14 protein-coding genes are annotated in these 20,579 nt (G+C 41.2%); 5 read left to right on the forward strand and 9 right to left on the reverse strand.

What is annotated here, in order from left to right; all coding sequences use genetic code 11:
- The first annotated feature begins 10 nt into the window (after window positions 1–10).
- The 5 genes from CWB60_RS09895 to CWB60_RS09915 all read left to right on the forward strand — a co-directional run bounded on the left by CWB60_RS09895 (window position 11) and on the right by CWB60_RS09915 (window position 12,102).
- Window positions 11–1,141 carry a FecR family protein gene (locus CWB60_RS09895; protein ID WP_138577039.1) on the forward strand — a complete coding sequence of 377 codons (1,131 nt, stop codon included), beginning with the start codon at window positions 11–13 and terminating at the stop codon, window positions 1,139–1,141.
- A gap of 86 nt (window positions 1,142–1,227) precedes the next feature.
- Window positions 1,228–7,389: a beta strand repeat-containing protein gene (locus CWB60_RS09900; RefSeq protein WP_138577037.1), complete on the forward strand. Its 6,162-nt coding sequence runs from the start codon at window positions 1,228–1,230 to the stop codon at window positions 7,387–7,389.
- A gap of 3 nt (window positions 7,390–7,392) precedes the next feature.
- Window positions 7,393–8,241 carry an MBL fold metallo-hydrolase gene (locus tag CWB60_RS09905; protein ID WP_096739013.1) on the forward strand — a complete coding sequence of 283 codons (849 nt, stop codon included), beginning with the start codon at window positions 7,393–7,395 and terminating at the stop codon, window positions 8,239–8,241.
- Window positions 8,242–8,246: 5 nt separating this feature from the next.
- Window positions 8,247–10,469 carry a CHASE2 domain-containing protein gene (locus CWB60_RS09910; RefSeq protein WP_417655425.1) on the forward strand — a complete coding sequence of 741 codons (2,223 nt, stop codon included), beginning with the start codon at window positions 8,247–8,249 and terminating at the stop codon, window positions 10,467–10,469.
- The gene (locus tag CWB60_RS09915; protein ID WP_096739011.1) at window positions 10,441–12,102 is read left to right on the forward strand and encodes an HD family phosphohydrolase; all 1,662 of its coding nucleotides are present in this window, start codon (window positions 10,441–10,443) and stop codon (window positions 12,100–12,102) included. Before CWB60_RS09910 ends, CWB60_RS09915 begins: the two co-directional genes overlap by 29 nt.
- A 257-nt stretch (window positions 12,103–12,359) precedes the next feature.
- Here the strand turns inward: CWB60_RS09915 and CWB60_RS09920 are convergent, their stop codons facing one another.
- The 9 genes from CWB60_RS09920 to trmJ all read right to left on the reverse strand — a co-directional run bounded on the left by CWB60_RS09920 (window position 12,360) and on the right by trmJ (window position 20,503).
- Window positions 12,360–13,787, reverse strand: a complete 1,428-nt coding sequence (locus tag CWB60_RS09920) for an NAD-dependent succinate-semialdehyde dehydrogenase (RefSeq protein WP_138577033.1) — start codon at window positions 13,785–13,787, stop codon at window positions 12,360–12,362.
- 396 nt (window positions 13,788–14,183) lie between these two features.
- Window positions 14,184–14,522, reverse strand: coding sequence for an ISC system 2Fe-2S type ferredoxin (gene fdx / locus CWB60_RS09925; RefSeq protein WP_004585776.1), 339 nt, complete (start codon window positions 14,520–14,522; stop codon window positions 14,184–14,186).
- Between the two features lie 10 nt (window positions 14,523–14,532).
- The gene (gene hscA / locus CWB60_RS09930; protein ID WP_138577031.1) at window positions 14,533–16,395 is read right to left on the reverse strand and encodes a Fe-S protein assembly chaperone HscA; all 1,863 of its coding nucleotides are present in this window, start codon (window positions 16,393–16,395) and stop codon (window positions 14,533–14,535) included.
- A 41-nt stretch (window positions 16,396–16,436) separates the two neighbouring features.
- A complete protein-coding gene (gene hscB / locus CWB60_RS09935) occupies window positions 16,437–16,964 on the reverse strand; it encodes a co-chaperone HscB (RefSeq protein WP_004585774.1) in 528 nt (175 codons plus the stop codon).
- Window positions 16,965–17,060: 96 nt separating this feature from the next.
- Complete coding sequence (iscA, locus tag CWB60_RS09940) at window positions 17,061–17,384, reverse strand: iron-sulfur cluster assembly protein IscA (protein WP_004585773.1); 324 nt, start codon at window positions 17,382–17,384, stop codon at window positions 17,061–17,063.
- 9 nt (window positions 17,385–17,393) lie between these two features.
- Complete coding sequence (gene iscU, locus CWB60_RS09945; protein ID WP_004585772.1) at window positions 17,394–17,777, reverse strand: Fe-S cluster assembly scaffold IscU; 384 nt, start codon at window positions 17,775–17,777, stop codon at window positions 17,394–17,396.
- A gap of 42 nt (window positions 17,778–17,819) precedes the next feature.
- Window positions 17,820–19,037, reverse strand: a complete 1,218-nt coding sequence (locus CWB60_RS09950; protein ID WP_004585771.1) for an IscS subfamily cysteine desulfurase — start codon at window positions 19,035–19,037, stop codon at window positions 17,820–17,822.
- A 25-nt stretch (window positions 19,038–19,062) separates the two neighbouring features.
- On the reverse strand, window positions 19,063–19,554 hold the full coding sequence (gene iscR / locus CWB60_RS09955; protein WP_004585770.1) for a Fe-S cluster assembly transcriptional regulator IscR: 492 nt from the start codon (window positions 19,552–19,554) through the stop codon (window positions 19,063–19,065).
- 220 nt (window positions 19,555–19,774) lie between these two features.
- Window positions 19,775–20,503, reverse strand: coding sequence for a tRNA (cytosine(32)/uridine(32)-2'-O)-methyltransferase TrmJ (gene trmJ / locus CWB60_RS09960; protein WP_054982876.1), 729 nt, complete (start codon window positions 20,501–20,503; stop codon window positions 19,775–19,777).
- Between the last annotated feature and the right edge of the window lie 76 nt (window positions 20,504–20,579).

A 20,579-nucleotide genomic window follows, 5' to 3' on the forward strand; every position in this document is an offset into this window, starting at 1 on the left:
TAAGGTACTTATGAAACATTTAATTCCGGTATTAACCACCTTACTTTGTGTGAGTTTTTATTCTCAAGCGAGCACAACTGTTGCAGGAAAAACTATTTTAGCTCGGGGCGCTGTACTTGCTACAGATGCCGAATCCGCCCAACAACGAACACTTAAGCGACGCGACACGGTATATGGCGTTGATAAAATAACGACTGGCGAAAAAAGCAAAGCGCAATTTTCAATGTCTGATGGCGGCTTAATTGCATTAAAAGAAAACTCTGAGCTAAATATTGCTAACTATGAATTTAATACAACGACTCAGCAAGGCTCTGCCTCTATTGAGCTAATAAAAGGCGGGCTGCGTTCTATTTCGGGTGTTATTAAAAAAAATGGTGGCGCGTACAGTGTTAAAACACCGGTTGGATCAATTGGTATTCGCGGTACCCATTTTGAACTACAGCTTATAGATGGTGATATGTATGTAGCTGTTTGGGATGGCGCAATAGATTTAACATTAGAAGATCAAAGTGTTGTATCCCTTGGCAGTAATGAGCCTTTTTCTTTTGCGCAGGTTACTTCATTAGGGCGCGTGATTAAAACAACTCAGGCACCTGCTGTTTTTACCCAAACCATAGCGACTATTAGTGATGACACAAGTGCTGAGCAACCAACAGAGCAGCAATCAATAGTACAAAACAATACTTCAGAAAAAACGACAGATGCCGATATATCAATAACTGATGTTTATGCTCAGCAGCAATTTCAAGCGGTAAATGATGCAACCTTAATTGACCAAATCGCGCAGCGCCAAGGTGTTTTTAATTACCAAGCAACCAGCTTTGATGTGTCGTCGAGCCTAGGAGCAGTCAGTGATTTTTCTATGTCTATGTCGGTAGATTTTGATAACGGCACGGTTCCCGATGGTGAAATTAGCTTTAATGATGCTGGCGGCAACTGGTACGCAGCTTACAGCGGCTTAATTGATTTAACCAAACTAGATTTAGCCGTTACATTTGCTTCTCATAACAACAATAAAGCAACTGGCCAAATTGATGCTGTGTTTTTAAATGACATAGATACCATCACGGGTGATTTTAGCCTTAGTGAAATTAATAATCCTGCTGTAAATGCCGGTGGCGACTTTAGATTAGAACCTTAAGTAACCTGCACTGTGGGTAATAATTTTCTTAACTAGTATTCAGGTTAAGTAACTTGAATATAAAGCTTTTTATTGGAGTATGTAGAATGACAGCAAAGAGCCTATTTTTGCTCGGTTCAATGGTTTTTTTGCTTAGTGCGTGTGGAGGCTCCGATGAGACAGCTCAAGAAGACTCAGAACAGCTACCTGTAGAACAAGTTACACCCTCCCCTTCTGCTACACCGATAAACCTTACAGGTATAACGGGTGACTCTGTTGTTACTAAAACACAGGTGTCGGGTGCTGTGGCCTCTAGCAGAGGGGTTGTAGGCACAACAGTTGCAAACTCTCAAGCGACAATAACTCTTTCGCAAATTAATGAAGTGATACAAGGCAATATCACTTTTTTACTTAGCGTATCTGATCCCGATGGCATTAGCGCAGTAAATTTAGTACTGCCGAGTGTAAATAAAAGCCTAGCACTTTGCACACAAGCATGTGGAACAGATTTTGAGCAGTCGGTTATAGGGTTGAGCCCTTACTTTTATGGCGTTGATCCTGGTGATCTGCGTTTAGAGATATGGATCACCGATAGCCTTAACAACCAGGTACTTGCAGACGCAGTGACGGCTAATTGGCAACCCTACCAAATAGAAGGCACAACTGCACAGCGAGACGGTCAAACGATTAATTTAGCGTGGCAAGAAAACGAAAACTTAAACCGCTACAATATTTACTTAGCAACCGAAGCTGGCATTACCACCAGCAATATAAATACGCTAGAAAATGGCCAGCAGTTTTTAAGTGTATCTGGCTCTAGCTTTAGTGTAGACAACCTATTAGCTGATAAAAGCTATCAAGTTTTAATAACTGGTGTAGATGGCAGTGGTGAAAGTGGCTTTGCTGAGTTAATTAACGTAGCACCGCAAGGAGGAGAGCTAAACTTTGCGCCAAAAGCGGTAAACGATCAATTTTTAGTTAATGAAGATCAAGCCTTGCAAGGCAACGTTTTAACTAACGACACTGATGAGTACCAAGGGGAGCTATATATAAACACAACCCCTTTAGTTACCCCTCAGCATGGCAGTATTTCACTCAGCGAAAGCGGTGATTTTACTTATACGCCACGAGCTAACTTTAACGGCATTGATGCATTTAGTTACCAAGTAATTAATGAACTTGGGATGACAGATACCGGTATTGTAGAAATAATGATTAACGCTGTAAACGATGCCCCCATAGCCCTTAATAACACATACAATATAAGTGCTGACGGAACGTTATTAGTTGGCGCCCCCGGCTTATTAAATAACGACAGCGATATAGACCAAGATCTACTCACTCTAGATACAACGCCTGTTAGCCTACCGAGTAAGGGTACTCTCACACTTGTTGCTGATGGCAGCTTTGAATATGTAGGTAGTGCAAATATGCAAGGCACTGATAGTTTTCAGTACCGTATTTTTGATGCTCAAGGTGCTGAGGCTATTGCTAGTGTTAAAATTAATGCACTGGATCAAAATAGCCCGCCTACTGCTGCAAACGATAGCTATAGTGTAGATGAAGATACCACACTTGTAGTTGATGCTAGCCAGGGTTTACTTGCTAACGACACAGACCCTAATAATGATACTTTCATCATTGATGATACTTATATTGTTTCACCTGCCCATGGGCAATTGCAATTAGCTACCGATGGTAGTTTTTCATATATTCCTGATGCTAACTACTACGGTATCGATGAATTTCAATACCAAGTGATCGACACTTTCGGTGCCACTGCCACTGCAACGGTAACACTCACAATAAATAGCACGCCTGATACCCCTAATGCTCAAAATGATGAATACCAATTTCAGTATAATCAAACACTGGTTATTTCAGCTGAAAATGGCTTACTTAAAAACGATGTAAACATAGAGCCAGGTAATCTCACCGTTAACACCACTCCCGTAGTTAACGTACAAAGCGGTACTTTGACACTTAACGTTGATGGGTCATTTTCCTATCAACCCGATTCAGATGCATTAGATGTTGATAGTTTTACTTATTCAGTTTCAAATGAACAAGGGCTAACATCCAAAGCACAAGTTGTATTAAGTAAAACAGGCTCTAACTCCCCTGCTGAAGCTAATGATGATGAATATACGATATTAGAAGACAGCCCAGCTACTTCGCTAAACGTATTAGAAAACGATACCGATGCCAACGGCGATACACTTACCCTGACTAATGTTACAAATACAATCGGCAGTGCACGCATTGTAAACAATAGAATTGAGTATACACCTGAGCCCAATTACTTTGGTGAAGTAGCCCTAAACTATACGATTTCTGATGGTATTGCAGATGGGACGCCAGCTCAAAGTAGCGCAATAGCCACCCTCATTATTATACCGGTTAACGATGCCCCCATTGCAGTGGCTGATAGTGCCGCAATGCAAGAAGATGCATCGCCAATTTTAGTTGATGTGCTTGCCAACGATACTGATATAGACAGTGATAATTTAACTATAACAAGTGTTGGCACCGAATTTGGCTCAGCCAGCATTGTTGATAATAAAATTCAGTATAGCCCCCCCCCTCACAGTAATGGAGTTGCCATTGTCTCTTATATAGTATCAGATGGTAATGGAGCGAGTGCCAGCGCCAATTTACAAATAACTATATCTCCGACTAACAATGCACCCGTGGCAAATTCCGATAATATTACAATTGCTGAGGATGCACAGGCAACTTTAATAAATGTACTAAGTAATGATACTGATTTAGATGGCGATAACTTAACAATTAGTTCAGTAATAAGTGATGTTGGTAATGTCTCTATTGCTAATAATCAAATTCAATATACACCTGAAGCAAACGATAATGGCACTGCCCGCGTTACCTACACTATTAGTGACGGTACGCAAAGTGCTACAGGTACGCTTACAGTAACAATTACACCTGTGAACGATGTCCCTGTAGCAAACCCTGATACTGCCACTATTTTAGAAGATGCCGCAGCAACAAATATAAATGTGCTGAGCAACGATACTGATATAGAAAACGATACTCTTTCTATTACTTCTGTAAATGCTGATGTTGGCGCTATTTCTAGCTCTGGTGCTAACGTTGTTTACACGCCAGAAGCCGACTTTAATGGCCAAGTAATCGTAAATTATATCCTAAGCGATGGTACAGACACTGCTGCGGGAACACTAACCATTAATGTAACCCCGGTAAATGATGCGCCTGTAGCGCAACCTGATACAGCAACAATCGATGAAGATGCTCCCGAAACAACCATTGACGTTATAAGCAACGACACCGATGCAGATGCAACCGATACCCTAGCTATAACAGCTGTTACAGCGGATATTGGTACAGCGAGCCTTGAAAATAATGAGATTAAATATACCCCCGCCTTAAACAACGAAAGCACAGCAACAATCACCTACACATTAAGTGATGGTACTGATGAGGTGCAAGGTAATTTAACCATTACAATTGTACCAATTAACGATGCTCCAACTGCAGTAAACCAAACCTTTGCTATTGGTGAAAATGCCACAGATGGAGAAACAATTGGTACTGTAACAGCGTCTGATATTGAAAATAACACCCTCACTTTTAGCCTAAGCGGCGGCCAAACAACGCTATTTAGTATCGATAGCATTAGCGGACAATTAAGCGCAAATGGTACAAGCCCTTTCAATTATGAAACGGCTACGCAACATACTATAGATATTAATATTACTGATGATGGTTCTCCAAATGAAACCACGACAATAACCGTTACTGTAAACATTATTCGCGAAAACGACCCGCTAATTCCAGTGGAAGATGATACATTTGGGCGGCCAATTAATGGGCAAATAGACCTTACGCGTGTTTTTTCTGACGGTGAATTTAACGACAGTATTGAGCTTAACACTAACCTTTATTTTGTTGGATACAATAACAACTCAGACGCAGATATTATTGTTGCTTCATATACAAATGCCGGCAATGTAAACACAGCATTTAATGGCAATGGCTTTATAACAATTGACCTAGGTGAAGATGAAAAAGGCACTGCTATCATCTCTGGTAATGGTGAGCTGTTTATAGGTTATTCAAGCTTTAATGGCTCAGAAACTGAAGCATGTTTATTAAAAATGAGTGCTACAGGCATTATAAGTACTAACTCTGGTGACGCTAACAGCGGTACTAAATGTACAACACTGGCTAGTGAATCTGTAATAAACGACCTTGAGTTCACCGATAATAAAATACAAGGCGTTGGCTACTCGGTAAGTGGCTCAGACAAAGACAGTTTATTTCTTAAATTTGATGTATCGTCCCTCGCTTATGAATCAGGCAGCCCAGGTATAGTGGATGTAAGTGGCCAGAACCTGGATGATGAATCTCACGCTATTAAAAACTTTGGTAACTCTGATTTACTTGTAGTGGGCAGCGCCATAGGTGAAGAAGGTGATTTAGATGCAACTATCAGATACCTTATTCCGGATGGCAACAATCGAGGAAGTTTTAACTCTGGCGAAGCGCTTATATTAGATTTATCGGATGAAGAAGGGGACGATGAGCTATTTGCTATTGGTGGCATAGACGCGATTAATTTTACTGCTTATTTAGGAGGTTATATTACTCGTCCATCAGGTGAAAAAGAAGCAGTTTTGATTTCAGTCGACCACTTAGGCGATATTGACGATGATGATATTGAAGAAGAAATTACAATTTATAATATTGATGGAAACTCGGGCTCTGCTAATGGCGGCGCACAAATAACGGGTGTGCAATACGCCCCTATGAGTAATCAACTAATTCTCTCAGGTACTACTGGTGTGGAAGCCTCTGGTGATACCCAAAACGAGCAACTATTTTCGGCGCGAGTATCTATATCTGATGGCGCGCTTGACACCAGCTACGGCAATGCAGGCATAAACATCGTCTCTAACGTTATCAGTCATCAATCTGCTAATGCATCAACTATTGATGTAAATGACACTCTGTGGCTATCAGGCAGATTTAACGATTCATCTAATGAGCCTTTTGTAACGTCAATAACGAGTGATGCAAATTTAAACACCGACTTTGCAATAAATGGCTATACAAGTATAAATGACTTAAGTGTTAGCTCAGACGACTTATCAATGAATGTATTGCAGCTACAAAACGGCGTGCAAGCCAATAAGTTTTTAAGTGCCTCTATTGCACAACTTAATACTAATAATAAGCTAGTGCTCACTCGCTATACCAGTGCAGGCATTATTGATACCAGCTTTAGCCTTGATGGTAGTAAAGCCCTAAATATTAATGTTGCCTTTAAAACCATTACTTTAAAAGAGCTTAGCGATGGCAGCATCATTATTGCGGGTACACTCATAAACGGTTTAAACGAAGAAGGCTTTATAGCAAAAATAGACCAGGACGGTTACCTAGATGAAAGCTTTGCCACCGAAGGTATTTATACCACTGTAGATATATTAAATATCAATATTAACTTTGCAGATGTTGCAGTAGATAGCAGCGGCTATATTGTTGCTGTAGGATCTTCGACTAATGCTTTAAGCGTAACAAGATCGTTTGCAACGATGTTAAAAAGCGATGGTAATTTAGAAAATAGCTTTGCTACAAGCGGTGCTTACTACGGCAGCGTAGATGAGTTTTTTGAAACACTCTATATAGATGCAAATAAAGATATATATATTGCAGGCAAGCAAGTATCTGGCAGTGACTCGCAATTAATAATGTTGAAAATAGACGACGATGCTAACGCGCTATTTAGCTATACAGATAGCCGCTCTTCGACAGATATTAGTAATAGAGCAGCAAAAATACTCGCCGATAGCGCGGCAAATCTCTATTTAGTTGCTAATGAAGGCACTACGCCAAACCAAGCGGTGATCATCAAGTTACAACCAGATGGAACTGAAGATACAAGCTTTGCCACTAGTGGTGTGGGGCAATATCAATTAGCACCAAGTTCTGATACTAAAGTTACCGATGCGGCGATTGATACTACAGGTAATATAATTTTATCAGGCATGAGTGATTCTAAAGGAGTGATTGGCCGTATATTAGCTAATGGCACTATCGACACCTTATTTGGAGAAAATACGCTTGGTTATTATCAGGCTAATCAATGCGATGGCACACATCAGTTTACATCAATGCTTTTACAAACAGATACCCAAGTGGTACTTAGCAGTACATGCTTTGATAATGCCTCTAATAATGTCAGTTTATCTAAGTTTAACTTTTACCCTGATGGAGTTAAGCCCTAAATTATGAAAGTTAAATTTTATGGCGTAAGAGGCTCAATGCCATCTCCGGGTGAGCATACGCACCTATTTGGTGGTAACACCTCATGTGTGTATGTTGAGCAAACAAATGGCAAAAGCCTGATTCTCGACTCAGGAACGGGCATTGCACAGTTAGGTGAAAAGCTCATAGAGCACACGACCCCCATTGCAATTTTATTAACGCATAATCATTGGGATCATATTCAAGGCTTTCCTTTTTTTAAGCCTATTTACCAAGCCGATCGTGATATAACCATTGTTGTAGGTGATGTTGAAGACGAGCAAACTAAAAATGCGATTTTAATGCAAATGTCTGGCTCTTTTTTTCCGGTTAGCTACCAACACTTACCTGCAAACATTACATTAAACACTCAGCTTGCTACTCAAAAAAACTTTACTCTAAATAGTTTTAACGTATTTACCGCGCCGTTAAATCACCCAGGCGGTGGTACAGCGTATTGTGTGCATGCTGAAGGCAAAAAAATTGCTTATATAACAGATAACGAATTGGCCCCACCCGGTGTTGTTAAAACCACAGTTACCCAGTGGGCTGATTTTATTAAAGATGCTGACTTATTAATTCATGATGCACAATTTACTACCGAAGAGCTCACGCTTAAGCACGGTTGGGGGCATAGTACATTTAAGCAAGTAGCTGAATTAGCAATGCAATCGTGTATTAAAAATTTAGCGATTATAAGCCACGACCCAACAAGAACCGATGACGAGCTACTCGCAATAGAAACACATTTACAGGCAAATTATGGCGAGCATATTAATATTGAATGTGCCAGAGAAGGCCGAACGTTTGAGTTTACGCCAAGTAAGGATTAATAGTTATTTCTCGCGTTTATATTCCTAAAATTTATCGCCACATATTTGTAGGCTTAGCCATTACGCTGCTTATAGCTGCTGTAGAATTATTCTCTAGTGGCGCATTAGCCAAGCTGCTCAATAGGGTCGAAGGTATTATTTACGACTCTAGGCTATTGCTAACTTTACCCGATACTCCCCGTCAGCTCGACGAAACCGTTGTTATTATCGACATAGATGAAAAAACGATGCAAGAGCAAGGGCGTTTCCCGTGGAGCCGGGCAAAAATGGCTGACCTGGTAAATAAACTCACAGAGGCCGGTGTTGTAGTTATTGCATTTGATATATTTTTTTCTGAACCGGAAACAAACCCTGTTAACCAAATTCAATCTAGAGCCCCTGATTTATTAAGTGCATACAAAGTAGCGTTAAATGATATTAAACATCAGGTAGATGCTGATACCACCTTTGCTAAAGCACTCAATAGTAACGATACCGTATTGGGTTTTTTATTAAACAACGATACCTACAAACAGCGTAACCCGTTGCCAGAAACAAGCGTACTATGGCCAAAGAGCGAGCAAAGTAACTCCCAAGTAACCCAGTTTTTAGGCGCTACTGTTAATATACCTATGCTGCAAAATAGTGCTACGGGCAACGGATTTATCAATGCTCACAGCGAAAACGACGGATTTATCCGTAAAGCGGCACTGGTGAATAGAGTCGGTGATAAGCTCTACCCTTCTTTGGCACTTGAGGCAGCACGTTTATATACCTTAGCGAACAGTATTGAAACACGCGCGAGTGCCCAAGGCGACCTGACCTTCTTTGAAGGGGTTAAATTTCATGAGCATTGGATTCAAACAGATGAGTACGGCCAAATTTATATCCCGTACAAAGGCCGTGCTAAAAGTTTTCAATATTACTCTGCCACAGATGTATTAACCAAAAAAGTTACCGAGCAGCAATTAGAAGGCAGCGTAGCATTTATTGGTACATCCGCAATTGGTTTAGCTGATTTAAGAGCAACACCAGTGGGTTTACAATACCCAGGGGTAGAAGTGCATGCCAATATTTTTGAAGGGCTACTCCATCCAGAAATTTTACCTTCTCAACCCACATGGGCTTTAGGGGCAACATTATTAATAATTACCTTTGTGGGCTGTTGCTTATCGTTTTTAAGTTTTCGTAAAAGCGCCCGCTTTATTGTTACTCTTTCAGTGAGTATGGCTGGGCTAGTTATATTGCTTAATTTTTATTTATGGTCAGTACAAAAAATTAGTCTGCCGCTATTTATGCCGCTGTTACTTATTTCCCTATTAGCAGCCTACTTTGTTTTTATTGGCTCTATAGCAGAAATGAAGCACAGCCGAAAAATTAAATCGATGTTTAATCAGTATGTACCGCCTGACCATATTGAGCAGTTAATTCGCCAACGTAAACAGCTTACTCAGCAAAGTATAAAACGAAATATGACCGTATTATTTGCTGATATAAGAAGTTTTACTGCGCTGTCGGAAGGAATGAGCGCAAATCAATTAAGTGATTATTTAAATCAGTACTTATCGGCGACTACAAAAGTTATTTTTGATCACAGCGGCACTATAGACAAATACGTAGGCGATATGATTATGGCCTTTTGGAATGCCCCACTTGAAGATAGCGACCACGCAAAACACGGTGTTGAGGCAGCAATAGAAATGGTAGCAGGCCTTACAAGCCTTAATAAAGCATTTGCTGAGCAACAGCTTCCTCCCATTAGCATTGGTGTGGGTATAAGCACTGGTGAAATGAATGTTGGCGATATGGGCTCGGTGTACAGAAAAGCCTATACAGTACTTGGAGATGCAGTTAATTTAGGCTCAAGAGTAGAAAGCTTGACCAAATTTTACGGGGTAGCTATTCTGGTTACAGAAGAGACAATGCTTGCTTGTCCACATATTGCATTTCGCTTAATTGATAAAGTACAGGTAGTGGGTAAAGTAAATGCAACTGAGCTATATGAACCTGTCAACTTTATAGCTGATATAAGCGAAAGCCAGCTATTTGAAATTAAAAAGTCGTTCACTGCTATGCAGCATTACAATAATAAAAATTGGCAACTGGCTCTATCGTTATTTGAAGAGCTAAGTGAAACTGCCTTATTGAGTGATCACGTTTACCACATTTTTATTAACCGAATTAAAAATACCGATTTGCAAACTTTAGCACAGGATTGGAATGGCGCCTTTATTCACAAAACAAAGTAGTAATAATATGTCTGAGTACATTAAAGATAGAACAAATCTTCATCACTTTATTGATATTAGTATTAGGCTAACAACAGAAAAGGATGCGAGTAAACTTCTTGAAGAAATTCTACAAGTTGTTATGTCTATTTCTAACTCTGACGCAGGGACTATTTACTCTATTACAGATGACAAGCAGCTAAAGTTTGAAACGGTTATTAATAAATCTTTAGACCTCTATTTAGGGGGAGCTTCAGGGAAGCCCGTTGACTTTCCTAATATAGATTTGTTTATAGATGGAAAAGAAAACGAAACAGCTATTGTCGCTCATGCGGTTAACTCTGGTGAGATTATTAATATTCCGGATGTCTACGCGGCCCTGCCCTTTGATATGAGCGCTGCGCGTAATATGGATGCGCGTACGGGATATCGTACTAAATCTATGTTAACGATTCCGCTAAAAGATCATACCGATGATATTATTGGTGTGATCCAACTGATCAACGTAAAAGATCAACACGACAATATAATCACTTATAGTGACGAACTTGTCACATTGATACGATCATTTGCATCGTTAGGCGCTATATCACTGACAAACTCTACCCTTATTAAGGGAATGGAAGAGCTATTTTCTAAGTTTGTAGAAACCATTGCTATGGCCATCGACGAAAAGTCCCCTCATACCGGCGGACACTGTAAGCGAGTTCCTGCGCTTACTTTAATGCTTGCTGATGCTGTGCATAAAATTGACCGTGGTCCCTTGGCTAACTTTTTAATGAGTGATGCAGACCGCCATGAGCTAGATATAGCAGGCTGGCTTCATGATTGCGGCAAAATAGCGACCCCCGATCACATCATGGAAAAGTCGACCAAGTTAGAAACTATTTTTGATCGTATTGAACACATTGAAGCTAAATTTGAAGTTATTAAACGGGATTTAGAAATAAGCTATCAAAAACAAATTATCTCTGCAATGAAGCTCAATAGGCCAATTGAGGTTTTACAATTTGAGCGCTTACTCGATACCGAATTAAAACAACTTTCTTTAGATCGCGCGTTTTTGCAAAGAGTTAATGTGGGTGGCGAGTTTTTATCAGATGAAGATGTTGCGAATATTGACCGCATAGCATCTCACTATCATTTAACTATAAACGGCAAAGATACCCCGTTACTAAACGCAGATGAAGTAGAGAATTTACAAATACGCAGGGGCACACTAACGCTCGGCGAGCGCGACGTTATGAAGCGCCATATGGATGTGACTAAAAATATTTTAGACACACTGCCATTCCCTAAACATTTAAGTAATGTGTCTGAATATGCATTGGGCCACCACGAAAAACTAGATGGTACAGGCTACCCGCAAGGATTAACTAAAGAGCAAATGTCGATTCCTGCAAGGCTAATGGCCATTGCAGACATTTTTGAAGCCTTATCAGCAGTAGATAGGCCTTATAAAAAAGCAAAGCCTGTGAGTGAGTGTTTAGCTATTTTAGGAAAAATGGTAGAGAACAACCATTTAGACGCCGATATATTCGCGGTATTTGTAGAGAGTGAAGTGTATAAGCACTACATAAATGAGTACGCAATTGCAGAGCAATTAGACTTTGTTGATTTAACCACCCTACCGGGCTATTCACCTATAAAATAAGCCAGCTAAACTTACTCAAGCTATAAAAAATGCCACCTTGCGGTGGCATTTACACACGGGTTATTTCTACAAGTAGAAATTCTTTTTATTTTTGATTATTTTTAAACAAAAATTATGCCGTAAATGTAGCACTAAGGCCTATATCTAGCAATAAAAAGGTAACCTGTAGTTATAGATCACTTAATTAAGCAAATTGGTATTAGTAACCTAAACCGTGCTGGGTAACCAATTTTTCATGGTTTATGGTGTCATCGTTTTTAAACTTTGATACACACGTACTTTTCTTCAAGGTATTCATCAAGCCCTTGATGGCCGCCTTCTCGGCCTAATCCAGATTGCTTAACTCCACCAAACGGTGCCACAGGATTAGATATAACCCCTTCGTTAACACCAACCATGCCAAACTCAAGCCCTTCGCTAATACGATAAATCTGCTTGATATTTTGACTGTAAAAATAAGCCGCTAAGCCATATGGAACATCGTTAGCAAGGGCAAGTACTTCGCTTTCCTCATCAAAAGGAATAACCGTTAATACTGGGCCAAATACTTCTTCGTGGTATATATCCATTTCGGTCGTTACGTTAGTAATAATAAGCGGGTTTTGAAAGCTGCCGCCTAAGTCGCTGTTATCCCCTATTAGGTCTGCACCTTTATCAAGTGCATCTTGCACAAGCTGCTGCACTTTTTCTTTCGCTTTTGGGTAAATCAGGGGGCCAATGTCTACGTCCTCTTCAAACCCATTGGCTACTTTTAATGCGGCTACTTTAGGCGTAATTTTACTCAGCACTTCATCTAAAATACTGCGCTGAATAAAAATGCGGTTTGCGGCTACACATGCTTGGCCACTGTTTCTAAACTTAGCCGCCATGAGGCCGTCGATTGCTTCGTCTATATCGGCATTATCAAAAATAATAAAGGGGGCGTTTCCGCCAAGTTCCATGGAGGTACGTTTAATCGTACCCGCACACTGAGAAAGTAACTGCTTGCCTACGCCTGTTGAACCTGTAAAAGTAAATTTGCGCACCACTTCTGAGTCTGTAAGTATTTGTCCTACTGTTTTTGCGTCTTGCGAAATCAGTACGTTAAAAGCCCCTTTTACAAACCCGGCTTGATCGGCAAGGTATGCCAACGCCAAAGCACATAAAGGTGTATATTCAGAAGGTTTTAGCACAAAGCTACAGCCTGCAGCGTATGCTGGCGCCACTTTACGTGTCACCATAGCAACCGGAAAGTTCCAAGGAGTAATGCCAGCCACAACGCCTACAGGTTGTTTAAAGCTCGTTAATCTATGTGTATCGTCGGTTGGGGGAATCACATCGCCGTAACTGCGTTTAGCTTCTTCTGCAAACCATTTTATAAACCCAGCCCCATAGTCTATTTCACCTAACGACTCTTTAAGCGGTTTACCTTGCTCTTTTGTCATTAGCTCAGCAAGCGTTTGCTTGTGTTTTATTATCAGCTCATACCAACGCATTAGCGTATCACTTCGCTCAGTGGCATTGGTTGATTTTAACTTAACAAACGCACCTTGCGCTGCCTTTATTGCGCTATTAACGCCTTGCTCATCTATATCACTTACTTCAACAATACTTTTTTCGGTCGCGGGGTCGTCAACGCTAAAACGTTTATTGGTTTTATAAAATTCACCATTAATAAACGAGTCACAAAAAATTAGATTACTCAAAATAGACCTCCGAAATAGTTTTATGGGTTAGGTAAAACGCGTAGCAGCGGGTTTAGCCAAAAGCGATAATTCCTTGACTGTAATTCGACCTGTAAAACGTGATCACTTTAGATCTAGGCCTATTTTAAAAACGCGACATAAAGTCGCTGCTACGGTGTAAGATGTAGCAGCGGGTTTACCCGGCGATTATGATTACGTGGTCATTCATTTAAAAACACGACGTAAAGTCGCTGCTAAGGTGTAAATGTAGCAGCGGGTTTACCCGGCGATTATGATTACGTGATCATTCATTTAAAAACGCGACATAAAGTCGCTGCTACGTGCTTATACAATCTCTTAAACAAAAAAGCCGCTGTAAAAAACAGCGGCTTTTAAAAAATTCTCGTTAATTAAAAACTAGTGCTCTTCATTAACGATATTGAGATTGTACTTAGGTATTTCAACCACTAAGTCTTCATCTCTAATAACTGCTTGGCATCCTAAGCGAGATTCTGACTCTAAGCCCCATGCTTTATCTAGCATGTCGTCTTCTAGCTCATCGCTTTCATCTAGTGAGTCAAAGCCTTCGCGGATCACTAAATGGCATGTAGTACATGCACACGATTTTTCACATGCGTGTGGAATGCTAATGCCGTTTTTAAGGGCCACATCAAGGACTGTTTCGCCCGCAGGCGCTTCAAGTGCTGCACCGTCAGGACATAATTCCGGATGGGGAAGAAAAATAATTTGTGGCATTCTAACCTCTTTAAACGTTGTCTACTGACTGCCCTGTAAGGGCCTTTTTAATTGATGCATCCATTCTGCGCGAGGCAAAATCGCTGCTAGCGTTATCTACTTTTTCAATTGCGGCTTTAATATCACTTGGCTGCTGTGCGGTTTCGCGCACTTTAGCAAGCTCGCTTATTTCAGCTTTTAAATTAGCAAGTTGAATATCGTCGAGCAAGTCACCGTCGCTAGCAAGTGACGCCTCTAGTGCTTCTATAACACGTAGCGCCTCTACTTGTTGCTCTTTAAGCATACGTGCTTGCATGTCATCTTTAGCGTTACTCATTGACTCTTTAAGCATGTTAGCTACTTGGTCATCAGATAAGCCAAACGATGGTTTAACTTGGATTTCAGCTTGCACACCCGTTGATTTTTCCATTGCTGATACACTTAACAAGCCATCGGCATCCACTTTAAAGGTAACACGAATATGTGCAGCACCTGCTGCCATAGCCGGTATACCTTTTAAGCTAAATTTAGCCAGCGAGCGGCAATCGTCAACCAGTTCGCGCTCACCTTGTAGCACATGTAAAGACATTGCCGTTTGGCCGTCTTTAAAGGTAGTAAATTCTTGCGCACGAGCAACAGGGATAGTGGTATTACGCGGAATTATTTTTTCAACTAACCCACCCATCGTTTCAAGGCCAAGTGACAGTGGCAATACATCAAGTAATAGCATGTCAGAATCGGGCTTATTACCTACTAATACATCAGCTTGTAATGCAGCACCTAGTGCAACAACACGATCCGGATCGATTGATGTTAGCGGCTCTTTTTCAAAAAAGCCTTCAACTTGGCTGCGAACCAGTGGCATGCGAGTTGAACCACCTACCATTACAACTTGCAGCACTTCTTCGTTTTCGATGCCAGCATCTTTAACTGCACGACGACACGAACGAAGTGTTTTTTTAACAAGTGGCATAGCCAGCTCGTCAAAAGTTTCGCGTGTCACTTCTACGGTGTGTTTTTGCTCGTCAAATTCAAGCACTACATTTACTTTTGCGTACTGGCTTAGGGCTTCTTTACAGGCTTTTGCTTTATTAATAAATAAGCGAAGCACAGAAGGTGATAATGATGACACACCTGTTTGCTGCTTAAAGTAATCGACTAATAACGAATCGAAATCATCGCCACCTAAGCTTGAATCACCGCCAGTTGCCATTACTTCAAACACACCTTGGTGTAAGCGAAGTATAGAAATATCAAAGGTGCCGCCGCCTAAATCGTAAACAGCAATAATACCTTCTTGGCCCGAATCTAACCCGTAAGCGACTGCCGCAGCGGTTGGCTCGTTTAATAAACGTAATACGTTAATGCCAGCAAGTTCGGCTGCATCTTTAGTGCTTTGGCGCTGTGCGTCATCAAAGTACGCAGGCACAGTAATTACTGCACCTAAAATCTCTTGATTACCAAAGCTTTGCTCTGCACGCGCTTTTAGAGCCGCTAAAATATGGCTAGAGGCTTTAACAGGGCTGATTTTCCCGGCATCGGTTTGAATGGCAAGTGAGCCGTTATCTTCACAAAACTGGTACGGTAATTGGCCGTAGCTTTGCTCTATTTCGGCTTGGGTTTTACCTAAAAAACGCTTAACCGAAATAAGGGTATTGGCTGGGTCTTGTGTTGCAGCTTGTGCAGCATCGGTGCCTACCGTGATGCCGCCAGCTTGGTAACGCACAACCGATGGCAACATGGCTGCACCAAGGTCATCTGTTAATGTGCGGGCTTCGCCACTTTGTACCGTTGCAACCAATGAATTAGTGGTACCTAGGTCAATACCTATTGCTAATTTGTGTTCATGTGGTGCCGCGCTCTGCCCCGGCTCAGCAATTTGCAATAATGCCATAATGCTCTTTAAACTCGTGTTGCTCGCTTTACAGCAAGTAATTAATCGTCAAATAAACTGTCTTCAATGCGCTCAAGTTCGTCTTCTAATTTATATACAAACTTTAATTTGCGAATGTTGTCAGCAGCTTGTTGATATTGCGCCTCGTCGTTACTTGCAAGTTGCTCGGCAAGTTCATTACTGTATTGGATTTTTAATTGCTTTATTTGTGATTCAAAATTGGCGATAGCGGCCTCAGGATTACTTGCTGAAGCGAGCTCTTCAAGCTCTTCACGCAGTTCCATTTGCTGCATTAAGAACATTGGATCTTGCAGTGTTTGTTGCTCAGCTCGAATATCAACACCTAGTTCGCTGAGCATATATTCAGCTCGTTTTACTGGGTGTTTTAGCGTTTGTAGCGCATCGTTAATTTCAGCGGTACTTTGTACGGCCATTAACTTATCACGGCTGCTCGCATTAGCGTGGCGATCGGGATGCACTGCGCGCTGCAGCTCTAGGTAATGCTTATTTATTGTTGCCAAGTCAATGTTGTAATCAACTGGTATTGCAAATAACTCAAAGTAACGCATAGCTTCAACCAATAAAATTTAGAAATACAAATTTCACAAATAACAAAGCCCTACAATTACTGGCAGGGCTTAAAAATACTACAAAGGTAGCTGAGCTTAAACAGTAAAGCTTTCGCCACAACCACACTCGTCAGCTTGGTTAGGGTTATTAAATTTAAACCCTTCATTTAAGCCTTCTTTGGTGTAGTCAAGCTCAGTGCCGTCGATGTAAACCAAGCTTTTAGCGTCAACAATTAAGGTAACGCCTTTAGCTTTAAAGGTTTCATCGTCTTCGTTAAGCTCATCAACAAACTCGAGTACATAAGCAAGACCTGAACAGCCCGTCGTTTTAATGCCAACGCGCAGGCCTAAACCTTTACCGCGGTTTGCTAAAAATGATTGTACGCGGTTTGCTGCCGCATCTGTCAATGTCACTGCCATGAATTTCTCTTACTTCGCTTGTTTGCTTTTGTAATCAGCAATTGCTGCTTGAATTGCATCTTCAGCTAAAATTGAACAGTGAATTTTCACTGGTGGTAATTCAAGCTCTGCACTGATATCAGTGTTTTTAATAGTTGATGCTTCGTCTAGTGTTTTGCCTTTCACCCACTCTGTTACAAGCGATGATGAAGCAATTGCACTGCCGCAACCGTATGTTTTAAATTTTGCATCTTCAATAACGCCTTCAGACGATACTTTAATTTGCAATTTCATTACGTCACCACATGCTGGTGCGCCAACCATACCCGTTGCCACTGACGGATCATTTTTGTCTAAAACACCAACGTTACGTGGGTTTTCTACGTGGTCGATTACTTTATCACTATAAGCCATAATTCTATCCTCATTACCTGCTACGGTAGGTGCTCACTCGTATTAGTGGTGAGCCCATTCAACTGAATCTAAATCAACACCTTCTTGATGCATTTCCCATAAAGGAGACATCTCGCGTAGGCGACCGATAGAGTTTTTCATTAATTCAACGGTGTAATCAATTTCTTCTTCGGTAGTAAAACGGCCAATACTAAAACGAATTGAGCTGTGTGCTAGTTCGTCGTTACGGCCAAGTGCGCGTAGTACATATGAAGGCTCTAAACTTGCTGATGTACACGCAGACCCTGATGATACCGCTATGTCTTTTACTGCCATAAGTAACGACTCACCTTCAACAAAGTTAAAGCTGATGTTTACAATACCTGGTACTGATTGGTCTTGTGCGCCGTTAAAGTATACTTCGTCCATATCAGCCATAATACCGTCAATTAGGCGTTTACGTAATGCGCTGATGTGTGCGTGATCTTTTTCAAAATCTTGCTTAGCAATTCTAAATGCTGCACCCATACCTACTAGCTGATGAGTTGCAAGTGTACCTGAACGCATACCACGTTCATGGCCGCCACCGTGCATTTGCGCTTCTAGGCGAGCACGTGGTTTACGACGAACGTAAAGTGCGCCAACACCTTTAGGGCCATATACTTTGTGGCCTGAGAACGACATAAAATCAACTTTAAGCTGTTGTACGTCGATTAATACTTTACCTGCGCTTTGTGCTGCATCTACGTGGAACATAATTTTACGTTCGCGACACATTTCACCAATAGTATTGATATCTTGAATTACACCTAGCTCGTTATTAACGTGCATAATGCTGACAAGAATAGTGTCGTCACGCATAGTTTCTTCAAGCTTTTTAAGATCCAATAGGCCGTTTTCTTCAACGTCCATGTAGGTTACTTCAAAGCCTTGGCGCTCAAGTTCACGACACGTATCGATTACTGCTTTGTGCTCAGTTTTAGCGGTAATAACGTGCTTACCTTTCTTTTTATAAAACTGCGCTGCACCTTTAATTGCAAGGTTATTTGATTCTGTTGCGCCCGATGTGAAAACAATTTCACGCGGGTCGGCATTAATTAAATCGGCAATGTCTGTACGCGCTTGGTCAACTACTTCTTCAGCTTGCCAACCAAAACGGTGCGAACGTGACGCAGGATTACCAAAATTACCGTCCATTGTCAGGCATTGCATCATTTCTTTTGCAACACGCTCGTCAACAGGCGTGGTCGCTGCGTAATCTAAATAAATCGGTAACTTCATTTCTCTCTCCGCTGCAGGTCAACTTTTATAGTTGACAGCTTACTTGAATGTTTTCCAACTGCTTAATTGCATTATTGATGCTGTTATCTTGGCGAGATGCGATTTCTTTCACATCTGATTTTTCCACCAATTCAGCTAAGGTAATATTATTTAAAAACTCTTCGATACGTGCGCTTAAATCAGACCATAGGTTATGAGTTAAACAACGCATACCGCTTTGACACCCGGTATCGGCACCTTGGCAACGTGTTGCATCTACCGATTCGTCTACGGCGCTAATTACATCGCCAACAGAGATAACCGCGGCTTCTCGGCCTAGCAAATAACCGCCGCCAGGACCACGAACCGAGCTCACTAAGCCATTTTTACGTAAACGGGCAAATAATTGCTCAAGGTAAGACAAAGAAATTTCTTGTCTTTGTGAAATATCAGCAAGGGCAACAGGACCTACACTCGCATGTAGTGCAACATCCAGCATAGCTGTTACGGCATATCTGCCTTTTGATGTTAACTTCATAACGCCCCCCGCACAAAAGAGTGCAAATTTTAATTACCAGAGTAAAATAGTCAAGTATTATCACTTGATAAAAATTTGATTAAAGAACACTGTTCTATTAACAAATTTTTAATACCTGACCTTTTTGGTCAAGTATTAGATGCATTGTAATTACTTGAGTGTTTTAGTCAAGTATTAGCTCGTTATTTACCCGCAGGTTTTTATAACCAATCGCTATACCTTACTTAGGAATAGATTTATTAATTGAGGTAAGAATACCGCGCAGTATGTTCAGCTCTGCCTCTTCTGGGCGTGCACGGTTAAACAAACGGCGTAGCTTGGTCATTACTAAACCTGGATGCTGCTTAATAATAAAACCGGTGTTATCGAGCGTCTCTTCTAAATGCTCGTAAAATAACTCTGTTTGTTTTGAGCTTGGGTAAGCAGTCTCATCGTCTGCTTGCTCAGCCTTTGGCTGCTGATTTAAAAACGCCATACGTGTTTCGTAGCTTAGCGTTTGTACCGCCATAGCTAAATTAAGCGAGCTGTACTGTGGATTTGCAGGAATACATACATGGTAATTACACAGCTGTAGTTCTTCGTTAGTTAATCCGCTGTTTTCACGGCCAAATACAAGCGCTACAGGACCGTTTACAGCCTCAGCAACTAGCTTTTCACCGCACTCACGTGGCTCAACCATAGGCCAAGACAGCGTGCGTGAACGAGCACTCGTACCAATAGTTAATGCACAATCGGCAATCGCATCAGCCACGGTATCAACAATAACCGCATTACCTAAAACATCGGTTGCACCGGCTGCCAAGGCGCTTGCATGGCTGTCTACTTCACAAGCAGGGTCCACTAAATACAGTTTTGATAAACCCATGGTTTTCATGGCGCGAGCCGCCGAACCAATGTTGCCAGAGTGTGAGGTATTAACTAAAACGATGCGAATATCATCTAAGATCATTGCTGTGCTACTTTACTATGCCAAAAAATTGTGCGAATTCTAACATAAAAGCGCGCTAAGATCCTAGATCCTTAAG

Origin of the sequence: Pseudoalteromonas sp. S327, from assembly GCF_005886415.1 — a bacterium.
Lineage (GTDB): Bacteria > Pseudomonadota > Gammaproteobacteria > Enterobacterales > Alteromonadaceae > Pseudoalteromonas > Pseudoalteromonas atlantica.